General features: G+C 70.3%; 18 protein-coding genes. 8 read left to right on the plus strand and 10 right to left on the minus strand.

Annotation, left to right across the window (positions count from 1 at the left end; translation table 11 throughout):
• Positions 1-52: 52 nt before the first annotated feature.
• Genes ACFFBG_RS11030 through ACFFBG_RS11040 form a run of 3 tightly spaced genes read left to right on the plus strand, consistent with a single transcriptional unit; the run spans position 53 to position 2706 of the window.
• Positions 53-835: an ABC transporter permease gene (locus ACFFBG_RS11030; protein ID WP_375478567.1), complete on the plus strand. Its 783-nt coding sequence runs from the start codon at positions 53-55 to the stop codon at positions 833-835.
• Positions 836-853: 18 nt separating this feature from the next.
• The gene (locus ACFFBG_RS11035; RefSeq protein ID WP_375478569.1) at positions 854-2044 is read left to right on the plus strand and encodes a sensor histidine kinase; all 1191 of its coding nucleotides are present in this window, start codon (positions 854-856) and stop codon (positions 2042-2044) included.
• The gene (locus ACFFBG_RS11040; protein WP_375478571.1) at positions 2041-2706 is read left to right on the plus strand and encodes a response regulator; all 666 of its coding nucleotides are present in this window, start codon (positions 2041-2043) and stop codon (positions 2704-2706) included. The genes ACFFBG_RS11035 and ACFFBG_RS11040 overlap by 4 nt, the downstream gene beginning before the upstream one ends.
• Positions 2707-2715: 9 nt before the next feature.
• Here ACFFBG_RS11040 and ACFFBG_RS11045 read toward each other — a convergent pair whose 3' ends face one another.
• Entirely contained in the window at positions 2716-3381 is a 666-nt protein-coding gene (locus tag ACFFBG_RS11045) for a 3-oxoacid CoA-transferase subunit B (RefSeq protein ID WP_375478573.1), read from the minus strand.
• Positions 3378-4163 (minus strand): CoA transferase subunit A, encoded by a 786-nt coding sequence (locus ACFFBG_RS11050; RefSeq protein ID WP_375478574.1) that lies wholly within the window; start codon positions 4161-4163, stop codon positions 3378-3380. Before ACFFBG_RS11050 ends, ACFFBG_RS11045 begins: the two co-directional genes overlap by 4 nt.
• A gap of 183 nt (positions 4164-4346) precedes the next feature.
• Between ACFFBG_RS11050 and ACFFBG_RS11055 the strand changes: the two genes are divergently transcribed.
• The 4 genes from ACFFBG_RS11055 (at position 4347) to ACFFBG_RS11070 (ending at position 8481) form a co-directional block, all read left to right on the plus strand.
• Complete coding sequence (locus ACFFBG_RS11055; RefSeq protein WP_375478576.1) at positions 4347-5894, plus strand: glycosyltransferase 87 family protein; 1548 nt, start codon at positions 4347-4349, stop codon at positions 5892-5894.
• A 109-nt stretch (positions 5895-6003) separates the two neighbouring features.
• A complete protein-coding gene (locus ACFFBG_RS11060) occupies positions 6004-6891 on the plus strand; it encodes a class II glutamine amidotransferase (RefSeq protein WP_375478578.1) in 888 nt (295 codons plus the stop codon).
• Positions 6892-7008: 117 nt separating this feature from the next.
• Positions 7009-7830: a fumarylacetoacetate hydrolase family protein gene (locus ACFFBG_RS11065; RefSeq protein ID WP_375478580.1), complete on the plus strand. Its 822-nt coding sequence runs from the start codon at positions 7009-7011 to the stop codon at positions 7828-7830.
• 186 nt (positions 7831-8016) lie between these two features.
• Positions 8017-8481 carry a flavin reductase family protein gene (locus ACFFBG_RS11070; RefSeq protein WP_375478730.1) on the plus strand — a complete coding sequence of 155 codons (465 nt, stop codon included), beginning with the start codon at positions 8017-8019 and terminating at the stop codon, positions 8479-8481.
• 27 nt (positions 8482-8508) lie between these two features.
• On the opposite strand, the gene ACFFBG_RS11075 is transcribed toward ACFFBG_RS11070, so the two are convergent.
• Genes ACFFBG_RS11075 through ACFFBG_RS11095 form a run of 5 tightly spaced genes read right to left on the minus strand, consistent with a single transcriptional unit; the run spans position 8509 to position 13657 of the window.
• Positions 8509-9675 (minus strand): glycosyltransferase family 4 protein, encoded by a 1167-nt coding sequence (locus tag ACFFBG_RS11075; protein WP_375478582.1) that lies wholly within the window; start codon positions 9673-9675, stop codon positions 8509-8511.
• Positions 9672-10451, minus strand: coding sequence for a CDP-alcohol phosphatidyltransferase family protein (locus ACFFBG_RS11080; RefSeq protein WP_375478584.1), 780 nt, complete (start codon positions 10449-10451; stop codon positions 9672-9674). The genes ACFFBG_RS11075 and ACFFBG_RS11080 overlap by 4 nt, the downstream gene beginning before the upstream one ends.
• Entirely contained in the window at positions 10448-11314 is an 867-nt protein-coding gene (locus ACFFBG_RS11085; protein WP_375478732.1) for a hypothetical protein, read from the minus strand. The genes ACFFBG_RS11080 and ACFFBG_RS11085 overlap by 4 nt, the downstream gene beginning before the upstream one ends.
• Positions 11315-11340: 26 nt before the next feature.
• Positions 11341-12537 (minus strand): Gfo/Idh/MocA family protein, encoded by a 1197-nt coding sequence (locus ACFFBG_RS11090; protein WP_375478586.1) that lies wholly within the window; start codon positions 12535-12537, stop codon positions 11341-11343.
• 10 nt (positions 12538-12547) lie between these two features.
• Positions 12548-13657, minus strand: a complete 1110-nt coding sequence (locus ACFFBG_RS11095) for a DUF1972 domain-containing protein (protein ID WP_375478588.1) — start codon at positions 13655-13657, stop codon at positions 12548-12550.
• 388 nt (positions 13658-14045) lie between these two features.
• Between ACFFBG_RS11095 and ACFFBG_RS11100 the strand changes: the two genes are divergently transcribed.
• Entirely contained in the window at positions 14046-15014 is a 969-nt protein-coding gene (locus ACFFBG_RS11100; protein WP_375478590.1) for a DUF2332 domain-containing protein, read from the plus strand.
• Positions 15015-15098: 84 nt separating this feature from the next.
• On the opposite strand, the gene ACFFBG_RS11105 is transcribed toward ACFFBG_RS11100, so the two are convergent.
• The 3 genes from ACFFBG_RS11105 to ACFFBG_RS11115 are packed head-to-tail and all read right to left on the minus strand — an operon-like array spanning position 15099 to position 17105.
• On the minus strand, positions 15099-15575 hold the full coding sequence (locus ACFFBG_RS11105) for a pyridoxamine 5'-phosphate oxidase family protein (protein ID WP_375478592.1): 477 nt from the start codon (positions 15573-15575) through the stop codon (positions 15099-15101).
• Between the two features lie 57 nt (positions 15576-15632).
• A complete protein-coding gene (locus ACFFBG_RS11110) occupies positions 15633-16049 on the minus strand; it encodes a VOC family protein (RefSeq protein ID WP_375478594.1) in 417 nt (138 codons plus the stop codon).
• A 36-nt stretch (positions 16050-16085) separates the two neighbouring features.
• Positions 16086-17105: an acetamidase/formamidase family protein gene (locus ACFFBG_RS11115; protein ID WP_375478596.1), complete on the minus strand. Its 1020-nt coding sequence runs from the start codon at positions 17103-17105 to the stop codon at positions 16086-16088.
• Positions 17106-17110 lie beyond the last annotated feature (5 nt).

Genomic DNA, 17110 nt, shown 5'->3' on the forward strand with positions numbered 1-17110 from the left:
TGCCGTTCTGGAATCCGACCGGACCACGACCACGACCTCACAACCTTCGATCGTGCAGGTCACCCAGGCCCGGGTCCTGCACTCGGAGTGGACGAAGTTCCGCTCGCTTCGCTCCACCGTCTGGACGCTGCTGATCGCGGTCATCCTCATGGTGGGCATTGGCGCGCTGTTCTCCGCGGTCACTGCCAACCAGTTCCATACCTTCAGCGCTGGCGACGTCGCCAAGTTCAACCCGATCTCGACCAGCCTGAACGGCATCGCGTTCGCGCAGCTGGCGATCGGCGTGCTCGGGGTGCTCATGATCACCGGCGAGTACAGCACCGGCATGATCCGCTCCTCGCTGACCGCGGTGCCCCGTCGGCTCCCGGTGTTGTGGGGCAAGCTGACGGTCTTCGCCGGCATGGTGCTGGCCGTCTCGCTGGTCACCAGCTTCGTGTCCTTCTTCCTCGGGCAGTCGCTGCTGAACTCGCACAATCTCGGAGTGTCGATCTCTTCGCCCGGCGCACTCCGCTCGGTCTTCGGCGCGGCGCTGTACATGACGGTCGCCGGCGTGATCGGCATGGCGATCGGGTCGCTGCTGCGCAACACCGCGGCCGGCATCTCGACCTTCGTCGGCGCCTTCTTCGTCATCCCGCCGCTGGCCGGGCTGCTGCCGTCGTCGATCAGCGACCACCTGGTGCAGTACTTCCCGTCCAACGCCGGCGCAGCGCTGTACGGCGGCGCCCGCGACGTCACCAATGCCCTGTCGCCGTGGACCGGATTCGGCGTGCTCTGCGCCTACGCGGCGGTCCTGATCGCCGCGGCCGCCTGGCGGATGCGGCGCACCGACGCCTGAGCGCGGGAGAATGCCGCAGTGAGCACGCTCTTCACGGTCCAGAACCCGGCGCACCGGTCTCCGGTGCGTTGGGTTCTCGACGTCGTCGTGGCCGTCGTCGCCGGATTCGCGGCCGTGCCCTACCTGCTGCACGACGGGCACACCCGTCCGCCCGTCTCAGCGTTCCTCGTGATCGCCGTGGTGGCCGCCCCCCTGATCGTGCGCCGCAGCCACCCGCTGCCCGTGTTCGGGTGGGTGGTGCTGGCCGCAGCCGCCGCCGGGCTGTGGAACAACCGGGTCATCGCCGGGCTGCCGGTCCTGATCGCCCTGTACACGGTGGCCTCGCTGCTGCGGCGTCGGGTCGTGCTCGGGTGCGCCGGGCTCGTCGAGGCGGGGGTCGTCGCCGGCACGATCTGGGTGGCGGGCGCCGACTGGTGGTACAACGCGATCCCGCTCACCGGCCTGGTCGTCGCCGCCGCCGGTCTCGGCCTGTACGCCGCGACGCGCCGCGCGTACCTGCTGGAGCTGCAGGACCGCGCCGACCGGCTGGAACGCGAACGGGACCAGCAGGGCGCCCTGGCCGCGGCCGCGGAGCGGGCCCGGATCACCCGCGAGATGCACGACGTCGTGGCACACCACCTCACCGTGATGGTCGCGCTCAGCGACGGTGCGATCGCGGCCACCGCAGCGTCGCCCGAGGACGGTGTCGAGGCGATGCGAGACGTCTCGGCCACCGGCCGCCGGGCGCTGGCCGACACCCGCCGCCTGCTGGGCGTCCTGCGCGACGCCGCCCCGGCGTCGGGTTCGCCAGACGCGCGCCAACCCATGCCGGACCTGTCCGAACTCGACGACCTCATCGACCGTGTCCGCGCCGCCGGACTGCCCACGACGCTGGAGGTCCACGGCGCGGCCACGCCGATCCCGACCGGCATCCAGCTCACGGTCTACCGGCTGGTGCAAGAGGCGCTCACGAACACCCTCAAACACGGGGGCGCGGGAACCCACGCCGCAGTACGCCTGCACCGCGACGCCGGTGGGCTGCGGGTCGAGGTCGAGGACGACGGCGCCGGCGTCAATGCCGACGTGCCGGCCACCGTCGGCGGCGGGCTGGCGGGCATGCGTGAGCGCGTCCACGCCTACGGCGGCGAGATCCACACCGGGCCGCGAGAGCCCGCCGGATGGCGGGTCGCCGCCACCCTCCAGCTGGACGACGAGAGCGGCAACCCGTGATCCGGGTCCTGCTCGTCGACGACCAGTCCATGCTGCGTAAAGGGTTCCGGCTGTTCCTCAACGCCGAGGACGACCTGGACGTGGTCGGCGAAGCCGGCGACGGCGCGACCGCCGTCGCCATGGCTGGCGCCCTGCACCCGGACGTCGTGTTGATGGACGTCCGGATGCCCGGGATGGACGGCATCCAGGCCACCAGCCACATCGTCGCCGCCCGGCCGCAGTCGCGGGTTCTCATCCTCACGACCTTCGATCTGGACGAATACGTCTTCGCCGGGCTCAAGGCCGGCGCCAGCGGGTTCCTGCTCAAGGACGCGCCGACCGCCGACCTGCTCGCCGCGATCCGCACCATCGCCGGCGGCGACGCGATCATCGCGCCCGCCGTCACCCGCCGCCTGCTCGACCAGTTCGCCGCGCGGCTGCCCGACCCGGCGGCGGCGAGTCCGGCCACGTCCCCGCTCGACGAGCTCACCGACCGCGAGCGCACGGTCTTCGCGGCCCTCGCCCGCGGCCGGTCCAACCGGGAGATCGCCGCCGACCTGCTGCTGTCCGAGGGCACAGTGAAGATCCACGTCGGCCGGATCCTGGCCAAGCTCGGGCTGCGAGACCGGATCCAGGCCGTCGTGCTCGCCTACGAAACCGGACTGGTCACTCCGGGGAACTGACCACTGGCGTCAGCCGAACGTCGAGTCGACGTCCAGCGCGCAGCCGGTCAATTCGCGGACGGCGCCGACGTCGACGCCGGGCGCGAGCTCGACCAGCCGCAGTCCGGCGGCGTCGGGCAGGACGTCGATGACGGCGAGATCGGTGATGATCCGGTCGACCACCCGCAGCCCGGTGTAGGGCAGGGTGCACTCGTCGACGATCTTGGGAGTTCCGTCGTACGCGACGTGGTCCATCATGACGATCACCCGGCGGGCGCCGCTGACGAGATCCATCGCGCCGCCCATGCCCTTGACCATCTTTCCGGGGATCATCCAGTTCGACAGGTCGCCGGCCCGCGACACCTGCAACGCGCCGAGCACGGCGACGTCGACCTTCCCGCCGCGGATCATCGCGAAGCTGGTGGCGGAGTCGAAGAACGAGGCGCCGGGCAGGGTTGTCACCGTCTCCTTGCCGGCGTTGACGAGGTCGGGGTCGACGTCGGCGTCGAACGGGTACGGCCCGACACCGAGGATGCCGTTCTCCGACTGCAACACGACCTGCACGCCGTCCGGGATGTAGTTGGGCACCAGCGTCGGCATGCCGATGCCGAGGTTGACGTAGTCGCCGTCGGCGAACTCCTGGGCCACCCGGGCGGCGAGCGCCTCGCGGGACAGCCCGGCAAGACGATCGGTCATGTCGATGCCCCTGTCGTGCTCGACGGCGTTGGCCGGGTCGTGCGTTTTTCGATGTCCTTGCGCGCGGCCTGCTCCGGCGTGAGGGGGACGACGCGGTGGACGAAGATGCCGGGCAGGTGGACTGCGTCCGGGTCCAACGTGCCGACCGGGACAATTTCCTCGGCCTCGACGATCGTGACGCGTCCGGCCATGGCCGCGTTGGGGTTGAAGTTGCGGGCGGCCGCGTGGAAGACGGCGTTGCCGTGCGGATCGGCCTTCGCGGCGCGCACGAGCGCGTAGTCGGTGACGATCGCCTCTTCCAGGACTTGCCGACGTCCGCCGAACTCGCGCACCTCCTTCGCGGGCGAGGCGATCGCGACGCTGCCGTCGGGGTGGTAGCGCCACGGCAGTCCGCCGTCGGCGACCTGGGTGCCGACGCCGGTTGGTGTGAAGAACGCGCCGATGCCCGACCCGCCGGCGCGCAGCCGCTCGGCGAGCGTCCCCTGGGGCGTCAGCTCCACCTCGAGCTCGCCGGACAGGAACTGCCGCGCGAACTCCTTGTTCTCGCCGACGTAGGACGCGATGACGCGGCGGATGCGGCCCTTCCCCAGCAGCACGCCGAGTCCCGCGCCGTCGACGCCGCAGTTGTTCGACACGACGGTGAGGTCGCTCGCCCCTTGCGCGAAGATCGCGTCGATCAGGATGGCGGGGATCCCGCTGAGCCCGAAGCCCCCGACGGCGAGGCTCGCGCCGTCGGGGATGTCGGCAACCGCCTCGGCGGCGCTGGGCACTGTCTTGTCCACGTTGGGTACTCCCTCGTCGTGCTCTCTATCGTCCACATACTGGCGCCGGACCGACTGATCTCGCTCGGCCCGCTCCCGTCGCCGATCGCCTGAGCTGGTTCACCCGGTAGTCGGACGGGGTTCAGCCGACCCCGTACGGTTGGCGGTCGGCAATCGGCGACGGATCGGAGCGAAGTGCGGGCGGTGCGGGCGAGATCGCCCTGGGTCGTTGACGCCGTCGCGGTGGCCCTGCTCGGCCTGGTGATCAGGCTTGGGTTGGTCCTGTCCAGCTCCGGCGGCTTCTCAGGTGTCTTCGGCTACGACCCCGGCGTCTATTTCGACGGCGCGGTGTCGCTGGTCAACGGCCGGGCGCCGTACCGCGATTTCGTCCTGCTGCACCCGCCGGGGGTGCTGGTGGCGCTCGCCCCCTTCGGCGCGCTGGCCCGGCTGGTCGGCGACCACGCCGCGTTCGAGACCGCCAACATCGGCTTCGCCGCACTCGGCGCTTTGTGCGGCGCCGTTGTGGTGGGCGTCGCCCGGCGCGCCGGGCTTTCCCGACCTGCGGGCCTCGCCGGCGGCCTGTTCTACGCGGTGTGGTTCAGCTCGGCGAGCTCAGAGATCGCGGTGCGGCTGGAGCCGTTGGGCAACGCCACGTTCCTCATCGGCCTGCTGCTGCTCAGCGGCCGGGGTGCCGAACGAAGACGCACGCTGATCGCCGGCGGCCTCGCACTCGGATATGCCGCAGACGTCAAGATCTGGTGGATCGTGCCGGTGGCCGTCGTCGTCGCCTGGCAGTTCCGCCGGCGCGGCCGACAGGCCGGCGCATGGGTCGCGGCTGGCGCCGCGGCGGCGCTCGTCGCGGTGAACGCCCCATTCTTCGCCGTGGCGCCCGGCCAGATGTGGCGGATGGTCGTCACCGACCAATTGGGACGCAACGGCAGCATGTCGTCGCGGCCGACCAGGCTGACCTCGCTCAGCGCGGTGAGTTCTGCCCTGCGAGGAGCTCCCGGTCTCTTGCAGAGCATCGTGGTGGCATTGTTTGTCGTGCTGGTCGCAGTGGTCGCGGTCTGCGCATGGCGCAGGCGGGCCTACCGCATCGCGGTCGTGATCGCGCTGGTTCAGCTCGGCACGCTCGCTGCCGCGCCGTCGTACTTCGCCTTCTACGCGGACTTCGCCGCCGTCGGTCTCGCGTTGACGCTCGCCGCGGCCGTCGGCCCGCGAATCCAGGACGACTCGCCGGCGACCGCCCGCACCGCGAGCGTCGCTGGCGCCGACCGGCCGGGCCGGCGCAGGGTCGGCCCGCTTGCCGCGGCGTCCACGGTGCTGCTGGTGGCAGCGATCAGCGCCAGCGCGATGGTCGTCCGCCACCGCGGGCTCACCAGGCGGTTCGACGCGAACGGCGTCGCGGCGGACCTGCGTGCCGCGCGGTGCGTCGTCAGCGACTCGCCGGCCGCGCTGATCGAGTTGAACCTGCTCAGCCGCAATCTGGCACGCGGCTGCCCGGACTGGGTGGACGTGACTGGCCGCACGTACGACGTCGACGCGCCGGACGACAACGGCCCGGCAAGGCGCACCAAGAACGCGAAATGGCAGCGCGACGCGCTTCGTTACCTCACCTCCGGCGACGCGGTGCTCCTCATTCGGCACGCGACTGGGCTGAGCGGGCAAACGCGCCGCGAGATCAGGCGCCGCGGCAAGCTCATCGCGTCCGGCCACGGCTTTCGCGCCTACCTGATGCGTTCACCGGGGTAATCGCCACCGCGCGGCCCCGCGCTCGACTCCGGGCAGCGCGCGTGGTGCAAGCTGGCGTCATGGGGCCGACGCACCGCTCGCTTGCGCTCGGCTCGGCGCAGGCGCGCTGATGTGCCGCTTGTTCGGCCTGCATGCCGGCGCCGCTGCCGTCTCGGCGACGTTCTGGCTGCTCGACGCGCCGGACAGTTTGGCCGCGCAAAGCCACCGCAACCCCGACGGCGCCGGCATCGGCGTCTTCGATCCGGCCGGCCGGCCGCACGTCGACAAGCAGCCGATCGCCGCGTGGGACGACACCGAGTTCGCCTCGGCGGCCCGGGAGCTGCGCGGCACCACGTTCGTCGCGCACGTCCGGCACGCGAGCACCGGCGCGCACACCCAGGCGAACACCCATCCCTTCGAGCAGGACGGCCGGCTGTTCGCGCACAACGGGGTGGTCGAGGGCCTCGACCTGCTCGACGCTCGGCTGGCCGAGCTGGGCGCGGACGGGCTCGTCCAGGGCGAGACGGACAGCGAGCGGGTGTTCGCCTTGATCACCGCCGAGATCGCCCGCAACGGCGGCGACATCCGGGCTGGGCTGACCGAGGCGATCGGGTGGATTGCCGACCAGCTGCCGGTCTACAGCGTCAATTTCATCCTGGCCACCGCCAGCGACCTATGGGCGTTGCGGTATCCGGCCACCAACGAGCTGTGGCTGTTGGAGCGCTCTGCCGGCGGCGACGCTCGCCATCGTGCGGCGACAGCGCAGACGCTCGACGTCCGGACCGACCGCATCCGCGCCCGCTGCGAGCAGTTCGCCGAGCAGCCGAGCGTCATCCTCGCGAGCGAACCGATGGACGGCGACGCCGGCTGGCGGTTGCTGACCTCCGGCGAGCTCGTGCACGTCGCTGTCGACCTGACGGTCGAGACGAGCACTCCGTTCCCGGCGGCGCCCCGGCGCCAGCTGGGGCTCGGCGACCTCGCGCCCTCGGCGGCGACATCGCAGCAGGCCCGGCCGTAACGTGCAGCTACGCCAGGCGGGGCATCGCCGAGCTCGAGCGGACCCGCCGCCAGCCGAGCAGGTTCGCGCGTCAGCGGCTAATACACTGCCGAATGTCGTCGAGCTGAGGAGAGTTCCGTGCGCCTTGCCACCATCCGGACCGGCGGCGGGACCGCGGCCGTGCGCATCGACGGCGATCGGGCTGTCGAGCTCGGCGTTCCGGACCTCAGCGCGCTGTTCGCCTACGCGGATTGGCGCCAGCGGGCGCAGGCCGCAGGCGCGACCCGCCCGGTGGACAGCCTCGACTACGCGACCCTGCTGCCGAGGCCGGGCAAGACGTTCTGCGTCGGCCTCAATTACCGCAACCACATCCTCGAGACCGGCCGTGAGCTGCCCGAATATCCGACGCTTTTCGCGAAGTTCCCCGCCACTCTCATCGGCGCGCACGATGAGATCGCGTTGCCGGTGGAGGACGACCGGATGGATTGGGAGGCCGAGCTCGGCGTGGTCATCGGCTCGGCCATGCGCCGGGTTTCGGCGGCCGACGCGGCCGCGGGCATCGCCGGCTACACCGTCGTGAACGACATCAGCGCGCGCGAATTCCAGAACCGCACGATCGAATGGCTGCAGGGCAAGATTTTCGAGGGCACGACGCCGGTGGGTCCGCACCTGGTCACCGCCGACGAGTTCGACGGGTCCGCCGGCGAGATCACCTGCGAGGTGAACGGCGAGGTCATGCAGCAGTCCGACATCTCAGACCTGCTGTTCAAGCCGGCCGAGCTCGTCTCCTACATCTCGACGATCATCACGCTGCAGCCGGGCGACCTGATCGTCTCCGGGACGCCGGGCGGGGTGGGCAACGCCCGCAAGCCGCCGCGCTATCTCAACGACGGCGACGTCGTCGTCACCCGCGTCGGGGGCCTGGGCGAGTGCCGCAACACCTGCCGTCGCGACGGCTGACCCTTATGTCGTGCGGCCTGGCTGCCGTCGACCGGCGGGGTGCACTGGCCCGGTGGGACGAATCGGATTCTGAGAAGGTCAGCCGGGTGGATTACGACAGGAGATTTCATCGTGGGTGACTCCGAGTCGGTAGACCCAGCCCTCGCGGTGGTCGCTGAGCTGGACTCGGACGCGTTCCGGGCGGTGATGGGCGCGGTGGCGACGCCGGTGGCCGTTGTCACCTGCATGGACGGCGAACGGCCGCACGGCACGACGGTGAGCGCGTTCACCTCGCTCTCGCTGGACCCGCCGATGGTGGTGGTGTCGCTGGACCGCAACTCTGATCTGCTCAAGTTGATCCGGCGCACCCGCCGGTTCGGCGTCAACGTGTTGAGCAGCGAGCAGAGCGAGATCGCGTCGGTGTTCGCCCGCAAGGGCACGGACAAGTTCGCCGACGTGGCGTGGGATCTCGACGCCGAGCTGCCCCGCGTGCGCGGCTGCGTCGGCTGGCTCGCCTGCGACGTCGCGCGGCTGGTGCGCGGCGGCGACCACACCTTGGCGCTCGGCGACATCGTCGCCGCCGGACACCTCGACCTGCCGCCGCTGACCTACCACCAGCGACGCTTCGGCACGCACAACTCGTTCGAGATGCTGTCCGCCGACGGCGGGTGAGGGCTGGACGGACGGCTAGCCGGACGGCTAGGCGACTTGGTCGACGATGCGTGCGATGGCGTCGGCGTACGCCGACGCCGAGTAGCGCTTGACCGCTGCCGGCGCGTCCGCGGCAGCCGCTGCGGTGTACACGTCCCATCGGTCCGCGACCTCGATCAAGGCGTCGGCCAGCGCGTTGGGATCGGCCGCCGGCACGCGGATTGCCGCGGCGAAACCGTCCGACGCCTCGACCAGGCCGGCGATGCCGCTGACGACCAACGGCCGGGCCGCCAAAATCGCCTCGACGGCGGTGTTGCCGAACGGCTCGTCCACGGTCGAGGGCACCACGACGACGTCCGCCGCGGCGGTCGCCGGCCAGCGGTCGGGCTGGAAGCCGCTGAACGTCACGCAACCATCCAGCCCGAGCTCGGCGACCCGCGCGCGAAGCTGCTGCTCGAACCACTCGTAGCCGGGGAACACCGCGCCGACGAGGTCGAGCTGTGCGGCGACGCCGCGCGAGCGCAGGATGCCCAGCGCCTCGACGGCGACGTCCGGGCCCTTGCGTGGCGACAGCCGGCCCACGTAGACGATCCGCAGCGGGCCGTCGATCGTCTCGCGCGCCGGTGTCACGGCAGGCGGCCCGGCGATCGAGTTGTAGACCACGATCGACTTCTTCATCAGCCGCGGCAGCGTCGCGTTCAACACGCCCAGGCTGAACTGGCTGTTGACGATCAACCGGTTGGCGAACAGCAAGGGCGCGTTGAGCGCGAGCAGCATCCCCCTGGACGCGCTGGCCTCGGCCTCGTGCACGTGCACCACGCACGGCCGCCGCAGCAGGCGCGCGAGCACGATCCACAACGGCGGCGTGATCGTGTTGACGTACACGACATCCGGTCGCACCCGGCGCAGCAGCGCCAGACTCGGACGCAGACTGCGCGCGGTCTCCGACACAAGCGTGACCAGCCCGCGGGGCGAGGCGAGGGCCTTGCGCACGATAGGCGTCGGGCAGATCGCCACTTCGGCGCCACGCGCCTTCAGCTCGGCGACGAGCGGACCGTCGGCGGGCAGCGTCACCCATACCGACCGGCCCGCAGAACGCAGCGCCGACACCGACTCCAGCACCATCCGGTCCGACCCGTAGAGGTCCGCGCCGGGGTTGGCGATGAGCACCGTGTCGGCGCGCCGCCGCGAAACCGGGCGCCTGCGCAGGCTCACGGGCTCGGCGAGCTCAGCTCGTCGACGGCCTTCATCTGCCGGGCCCACTTGCGCAGGGCGAGGCCGAGGAATCCCACATTGCACACGAGCAACGCGGCGTAGACGCCGAAGAAGAGATGATGGAACCCGAGCAGCAGGAACACCACGCAGAGGAAGCCGTAGTCATTGGGCAGCACGGCGAGCGAACGGGCCAGCGCACGCCGCTGCGACACGTCGCCGGGTCGGGTCGCCTTGGCGATCACACCCGCCCGCAGCTGGTCGATGAGGATCATGCCGAAGAACGTGACCGCGGAGACCACTGCGTAGCCGATCGGCACGAGCAGCCAGCCGGGGCGAAACCCGAAGTACCGGAACACGGTGATCAGCACGGCCAGGTGCAGGGACGAGATCTTGATCGAGTCGACCATGTGGTCGAGCCACTCGCCGAGCCGGCTGCCGCCGCCGCGCAGCCGGGCGAGCTGGCCGTCGGCGGAGTCGAGCGCGTAACCGAGCATGAGCAGCACGCCGACGACGACGCCCGTGCCGACGGTGGGCCGCAGCAGCGCCAGGCAAGCGATCGCGATGTAGGAGCAGAGCGCGCTCAGCAGGGTGACGGCGTTCGGGGTCAGCCCGAGCTGGTGCGCGCCGGCCGCCAGATAGCGCCCGGCCGGCCGGTTGACGAAAACCGAATAGGCCGGAGCGCCGTAGGACGGTTTCTGAGCGGAGGCGAGCGCGTCCACCGAGTCGCGGTAGTTGCCCCGACCGGCCTCGGGACCGGCAGTCACCTGGATCGTCACCGGCTCGGCCAGTACCGGTCGACGAGCTCGCGCGTGTTGCGGATGTTCCCGCGGCTCGACGCGCCGAACACGATCGACTCGATGTTGGGCTGCTCGCAGATCCACGCGATCGCCTCGTCGGCCGGGATCGCGCCCGACGCGTAGACCGACATCGCGACGGCCCGGAACTTCCGCTCGGACAGCGCCTGGTGGTAGCTGGCGACGCCGCCGGACATCCGGAAGCCGATCTTGTTGATGTTCGCGCAGACGATCGGGTTCTCGACGCCCGCCTCGTCCAGCGTGTCGAGCAGCCGCGGCAGGTTCATCGTGATGAATCCCGGCTCGGCGCCGAACTTGGCTTTGACGTGCTCGGCGAAGACGCTGAACGCGGCTTTGAAGCCCAGCCCGAGCAAGAGGTCGACGACGACGTTCTGCAGCCAGATCACCGGCGTGCGCAGCCCGTCGAACATCTTCATCTCGGCGTCGATCAGCAACGTCATCAGGCCGTCGATGTCTTTGCGGGCGATCGAGCTCGTGCCACGCATCGCCGCGTCGAAGAACCCGGTGTCCGGCGTGAACCGACGCATCGCGCCGATCATCCCGTCCTCGGTGACGGCGTTCGCGTACTTGTGCGCATACGGCATGCCGGGGAAGAAGGTGAAGTCCGAATACCGGGCCGGGTCGGCGCGCACTCGGCCGGCGACGTCGGCGATCCGGTCATGCGTGGTGCACATGAACGTGTGCACCCCCTCGTCATACGCGGCGTCGAGCACGTCCATGATCGCGTCGACCGACTGGAAGCGGATCGCCTGGGCGCGCGCCTTCTCCTCGGACATGTGGTTCACGCCGAAGAACTGGTTGTCGCCGAACAGCAGGCGGTCCATCGTGTACTTCTCGGGGACGACGGCGGTCATGACCGGCCTCCCGTGCGCTGGGCGCGGGCGGCCCGATATCGCTTGACTGCCGCAGCGCCGCGCGCGGCCCACTCGCGGCCGCGCTCGGCGACGAGCGAGTGGATCGTCGGCGCGGAAGCCGGGGCGGCTGTCCACGTGCCGGCGGCCTCGTCGCCGGCGACCCGCGGGCCGCGGGCCGAGTCGGCGACCATCATGCCCATGACCTTGTCGGTGACCGCGGCCGACCCGAAGTCGTGCTCGACGTCCAGCTTGCCCGCCGACACGGAAGAGACGAAGTGGTCGATCTGCGCGCTGTACTCCTCGCCGCGCAGATAGAAGTCGACCGGCTTGGTCAGCTCCGTGGTGTAGCGCACGTTCCAGCCGGCGGTGTAGTCGGGCAGGTCGGGGTGCGGCTGCCGCAGGAACGCCTGGCACTCCTGGCGGTCGGCGAAGATCCGGCCGCCGGTGCCCCACGCTGTGATCCGCGTGGTCATCTTGCGCACCGACTCATCTGACCAGTTGACCGACAACTGCGCGGTGCGCCCGCCGGAGTAGTACATGGTGCTGGAGACCTCGTCGTCGATCTCGCGCGAGAACACCCGGTTGAGCACGGTGCCGCCGACGCCGACCGGCTCGCCGAGGTACCAGTTGACGAGGTTGATCGGGTGCGCGGCGTAGTCGTACAAACAGCCGCCGCCCTCGGAGCTCTTGCTGCGCCACGTGCCGCCCTGCGGCTTCAACACGACCGGGCCATACGCCTCGGCCAGCACGTGCGTCACCTCGCCGATGCCGCCGAGGTCGATCAGCCGCTTCACCTCTTGGAACGCGCCGACGAACCGGTTGTGGTAGCCCACCTGGGTGACGATGTCGCGTGCCGTCGCGGCCGCGGCGAGCGCGGCGCCCTCCTCGGCCGACAGGCAGAACGGCTTCTCGCAGAAGATGTGCACGCCGCGCTCGATTGCCGCCCGCGCCATCTGCCCATGCAGCTTCGACGGCGTGGCGATCAACACGAAGTCGGGCTTCGCCTCGTCCAGCATTTTCTCGTAGTTGCTGTACGTCGGAACCCCGGTGTACTTGCCCAGGACGCCAAGCAGATAGCTCGAGGAGTCACATATCCCCACCAGCTCGACATCCGGATGAGCATTCAGTATCGACTGATGAGACAGGCCCATCTTGCCGACGCCGACCAGTGCGCCTCTCAACATGCGGTGCATTCCCATCACGTTAGCGGGCGGAAACTGGCGCAGCGGCGTAGCGCCAAAGAATCTGTTCGTACTGCCCTGCGATGTGCTCCCAGGTGAACTCCGCCGCGTGCCGCGCGCGGGCAGCAGCACTCATCGCCTGCAGACGATCAGGGTCGGCGAGCAACTCGCCCAGTAGCAGTGACACATCTTCCGCCCCGCGTGAGTAGACAGCAGCATCTCCCGCGGTCCACCGATTGAACGGGTTGTCATAGGCGATAACTGGATTGCCGGCGGCCATCGCCTCGACCAGCGAGGGGTTAGTCCCGCCGACCGTGTGCCCGTGTAGGTACACGAAGGAGTGGAAACGCAGCGCCTGGACGATGCTCGGCTCATAGACGGGGCCGAGGAAGACGACCTCGTCGCTGGCGGCCTCCATCACTTGGCGGTGGTAAGGGTCGGTGTCCGGCGTGTATGCGCCGAGCACTGCGAGCTGCCGGCCGCGCGGCTTGGCGGAGAAGCCCTGGACGAGCTCCAGGATCGAGTTCTCCGGGATCGGCCGGCAAATCACCGTCGCGTACTTGCCGGGCGTCAGGCCGAACTTCTCCACCGCCTCAACCGGGGCGGCCGCCACGGCGTGCGCGCCGTAGGTCACCATGCTGATCTTGCGCTTGGGCGCCTTGCGCGAGAGGTAGACCTCGATCTCCGGATGGTCGGCGATGAGGTGGTTGCCGACCACGCAGGCAATGCGCTCGTTGACATACAGGATCGCCTGGCGAGCCTTGCCCCAGCGCTCGCGCGACCACTCGATGCCGTCCATGTTGATCACCAGCGGGATGCGCTTGGCTCGCTGGACAATGTTGAAGATCGCGGTGTTGTATCCGAAGGTCAGGCATACGTCGTCGTACCTGGCCGCGTGCCGGATCGAAATCAGGTCGAACTTGGACGTGCCGCGCCACCCCTCGAGGTCGACCGGGATGAGCACCCGCTCCATGCCGCGCCAGACGTCCTCGCGGATCGGGCCGGCGCCCTCGACCTGGCAGTAGACGACGACCCGCCAGCCCTGCCGGGCGAGGAACAGACCGACGTTTTCCGCAGCGGTCTCGAAGCCGCCGTAATTGGCCGGGACGCCGTGCGTGCCCAGGATGCGCACCGTCGGTCGGGGCAGGACGCCAGACGCCGCTACACGAGGGGCGCTGCGTCCGTCATCTGACACGGACCTAACACTAGCCTCCGGGCTGGGGTGTCGGGAGTCTCGACTCAGCGACAATTTCGCGTGTCGCGTCGGCAACGAGCGGACGTCGCCATCTCCGATCCGCGTCATGCCTGATCCATCGGCACGGGACGGTCGAACCTGAGCATTTCGGCGACAGTCACCGGCCACTCCACGCTGTTCAAGACCCGGTCCGGCGAGAGCGCGCAGAACGCTCGTCCGCGACAACGTCCGACGTCTTCGTCGAACCAGCTGAATCCGTCGGCGCCGCTGCGGCTGGCTGATCATTCGCCCGGCTGCCGACTCGGCGGTTGTACGGTTCGTAAGCGTGGCGGATTGGACGGGACACCGGCTCTCCGCGGCTGAGCAATATGTGCTGATGGCCAGACAGGCCTTCGCGGAGGTGTCGCCGTCGTATCAGGCGATCGCGTTCGCCGTCGCCGGCGATCCCGCGATCCTGGGGCGTCTGGACGCGCTGCCGTCGCCGAAGCGTCAGCCCAACCTGCTGCTCGGCGCCGTGCGTCTGCTCGGCGGACCGGTCGACGACCCGACCGCCTTTCTCGATTGGACCGCGGCGAACTGGTCGGCGGTCGAGGCCGTCGTGCTGACCCACCGCACCCAGACGAACGAAGCCCGCCGCTGCGCGACGCTGCTTCCGGCGCTCGGCGCCCTGCCGGGTCCGCTGGCGCTGATCGAGGTCGGGGCGAGCGCGGGCCTATGCCTGCTGCCGGATCGGTATGCCTACCGATACGAGACCCGCAACGGCACAGTCGAGATCGGGCAATCCGCGTTGACGCTGAGCTGCACGGTCACCGGGCCGGCCCCGCTGCCGGCCGAGCTGCCGCGCATCGTGTGGCGACGAGGTCTCGACCTCAACCCGCTCGACGCCGCGAACGACGAGCATGCGCGCTGGCTGGCGGCGTTGGTCTGGCCGGAGCAACGCGAGCGATTCGACATCCTCTCGGCCGCGTTGCGAATCGCTCGCCTCGACCCGCCGGTCGTGATCGCCGGCGACCTGCTCACCGACCTTCAGCCGCTCGTGCACGAAGCCCCGGCCGACGCGACCGTGGTCGTCTTCCATTCCGCCGTGCTCGCCTACCTGGGTCAAGACGACCGACGTCGGTTCGTTCACGGCTTACCCGAACTGGGACGTCCGGTCGTGTGGATGTCGAACGAATCCCCTGGCGTCGTGGTGGACGCCGACCCAGCCGGCCACGCCGACCGTTTCCTGCTCGCGGTGGACGGACGCCCCACGGCGTGGACAGGACAACACGGGCACGCCCTGGATTGGATCTGACCCTGCTTCCATGGAGTGCGGCCTGCCGACTCGCCACTACCTCGATCGGGCGTCTGCCGCTTGCCGTTCCAGTGGCAAAGCCGGTCAGCCGCCGGCGGCGAGCTTGCGGAAGTCCCAACTCGCGATCTTGGCCGGTCGCAGCCGCAGCCAACCGTGTCGGCCGTCGTGGTGCAGGTCCGGCGTGCCGGCGAAGTACTTCGTCGCGAATGCGCGTTCGACACTCGCGAGCTCGCTGTTCGGCTCGCCGGTGCGCGGCGCCTCGCCGACCACCTCGACCGAGCCGGTGAGCTCGACGCCGCGCAGCTCGAGATACTCGACGCCCGCGTCGACCACGACGCCGACCCGCGGGTCCCGGCCGACGTCGGCCCACCGCTGGCTGCGCACGATCGAATAGAGCCACAGGCAGCCGCCGTCCCAGGTGAACCACAGCGGCGTCGCGTGCGGACCGTGCGGGCCGACGGTCGCGACGCGGCAGGTGTGCTGCTCGGCGAGGAACGCGTCGCGCTCGGCGCCGCTCATCGCGATCCGCCGACCGCGGCGCTGTTGCTGCGGCTGGGTCATCTGAGCAACGTAGCGCCCGGCGTGGTGTCGCAGGTCATGTCTCGCGGCCTGGCGGCGTCACGCCAGGAAGATGCAGAACGGGTGCCCGGCCGGGTCGGCGTACACCCGCAACGGCTCCTCCGGATCGTCCCACCGGTCGTAGAGCAGGCGGGCCCCCAGGTCGAGCGCCCGGCGGTCGGCGGCGCGCAGCTCGTCCATCGTCGGCGCGGTCAGGTCCAGGTGCAGCATCTGCGGGACCGGACCGGTCGGCCACGTCGGCTCGGGGAGCTCCTCGACCTGCTGGAACGCGAGGCGGCCGCTGCCGTCGGCGCGCTGGATCACGATCCAGTCGGTGTCGTCGGTGTCGTCGGGGCCGGCGTCGACCGGCGGCTCGTCGCCGGGGCGATAGTCGAGGTCGAGCAGCTGGCGGTAGAACTCGGCGAGCGCGCGGATGTCGACGGCGTCGAGGACGGTCTGCAGCATCGTGATCGGCATCGGCCCAGTGTGCCGCGCCGGCGTCGTGCCCGGCGATCAACGCGCGGCGAGGTACTGCCGCGCCTGCTCGCGCAGCCGCGCGTGCGCGTCGTACTGCGACCGGAGACCCGGCAGGTATGCCTTGCGGACCTTCGCGACCGACGTGTAGTTGGTGTCGCAGACGTTCGCGAGCGGCGACTCCACCGCCTGCGTCAGCAACTGGTAGGCGTCCAGCTCGGACAGCCCGCACTCGGCCGACACCCACCGCAGCAGGTCGTGTTGCGCGATGCGGAACGCGTCTTCCAGCGGCCGCGCCGAGCCGGTGGACATCAGGTAGTCGTCGGACTCCAGCCGCGGCCACGGCGTCGGCACGCCCTTGATCAGGTCGACGACGATCACCGAGTTCATCGCCGTCTCCACCGCGACGCCGCAGGTCTCCCCCTCGCCCTGCCGGGCATGCCCGTCGCCGAGGCTGACCAGCGCCCCCTCGACGTTGACGCCCAGGTAGCACGTGACGCCGGCGCGCATCTCCGGCGTGTCCATGTTGCCGCCGAACGCATCCGGCACGAGCGCCGAGCGCACCTCGAGGTTGGCCGGCGCCACGCCGACGGTGCCGTGCATCGGCTCCAGCGGCAGATCGACCGTCGCGTCGCTGTCCAGCGCGGCGAAGCGGCACAACCTGCGCTCCAGGTCGAGGTCCCAGATCCACACCCGCTCGGGCAGCGGCGGCTGCAAGGTCGCTGTGGCGTGCGTGGACGTCAGCGCCCCGAACAGCGGCACCGTCGTCGACGCGCCCCAGTCACGCGCCGGCTCGATCGACACGAAATGCACGGCGACGGTGTCGCCAGGCTCTGCGCCCTCGACATAGAACGGCCCGGTCTGCGGGTTGAGGAACGGGAACTCGCAGACCTCGCTGACCAGATCGGACGCGCTGCGCACCCGTCCGGCGAAGCAGTCCTCGGTGTAGACCTCGAGCACCGTACCCGGCGGTATGCGCGCGATCGGGGCCCGGCCGCCGAAGGTCCACGCGTACTGCTCGGCGGTTGGCGTGAACGCCAGCACCTCGAGTTCGCCCATGGGGT

This window comes from uncultured Jatrophihabitans sp., assembly GCF_964251945.1.
Lineage (GTDB): Bacteria > Actinomycetota > Actinomycetes > Mycobacteriales > Jatrophihabitantaceae > Jatrophihabitans.

Coding starts and splice junctions, on each gene's coding strand:
- ACFFBG_RS11045 (WP_375478573.1), bottom strand. CDS start 3,381: ATGACCGATCGTCTTGCCGGGCTGTCCCGCGAGGCGCTCGCCGCCCGG.
- ACFFBG_RS11060 (WP_375478578.1), top strand. CDS start 6,004: ATGTGCCGCTTGTTCGGCCTGCATGCCGGCGCCGCTGCCGTCTCGGCG.
- ACFFBG_RS11070 (WP_375478730.1), top strand. CDS start 8,017: ATGGGCGCGGTGGCGACGCCGGTGGCCGTTGTCACCTGCATGGACGGC.
- ACFFBG_RS11085 (WP_375478732.1), bottom strand. CDS start 11,314: ATGGACCGCCTGCTGTTCGGCGACAACCAGTTCTTCGGCGTGAACCAC.
- ACFFBG_RS11090 (WP_375478586.1), bottom strand. CDS start 12,537: ATGCACCGCATGTTGAGAGGCGCACTGGTCGGCGTCGGCAAGATGGGC.
- ACFFBG_RS11105 (WP_375478592.1), bottom strand. CDS start 15,575: ATGACCCAGCCGCAGCAACAGCGCCGCGGTCGGCGGATCGCGATGAGC.
- ACFFBG_RS11110 (WP_375478594.1), bottom strand. CDS start 16,049: ATGCCGATCACGATGCTGCAGACCGTCCTCGACGCCGTCGACATCCGC.
- ACFFBG_RS11115 (WP_375478596.1), bottom strand. CDS start 17,105: ATGGGCGAACTCGAGGTGCTGGCGTTCACGCCAACCGCCGAGCAGTAC.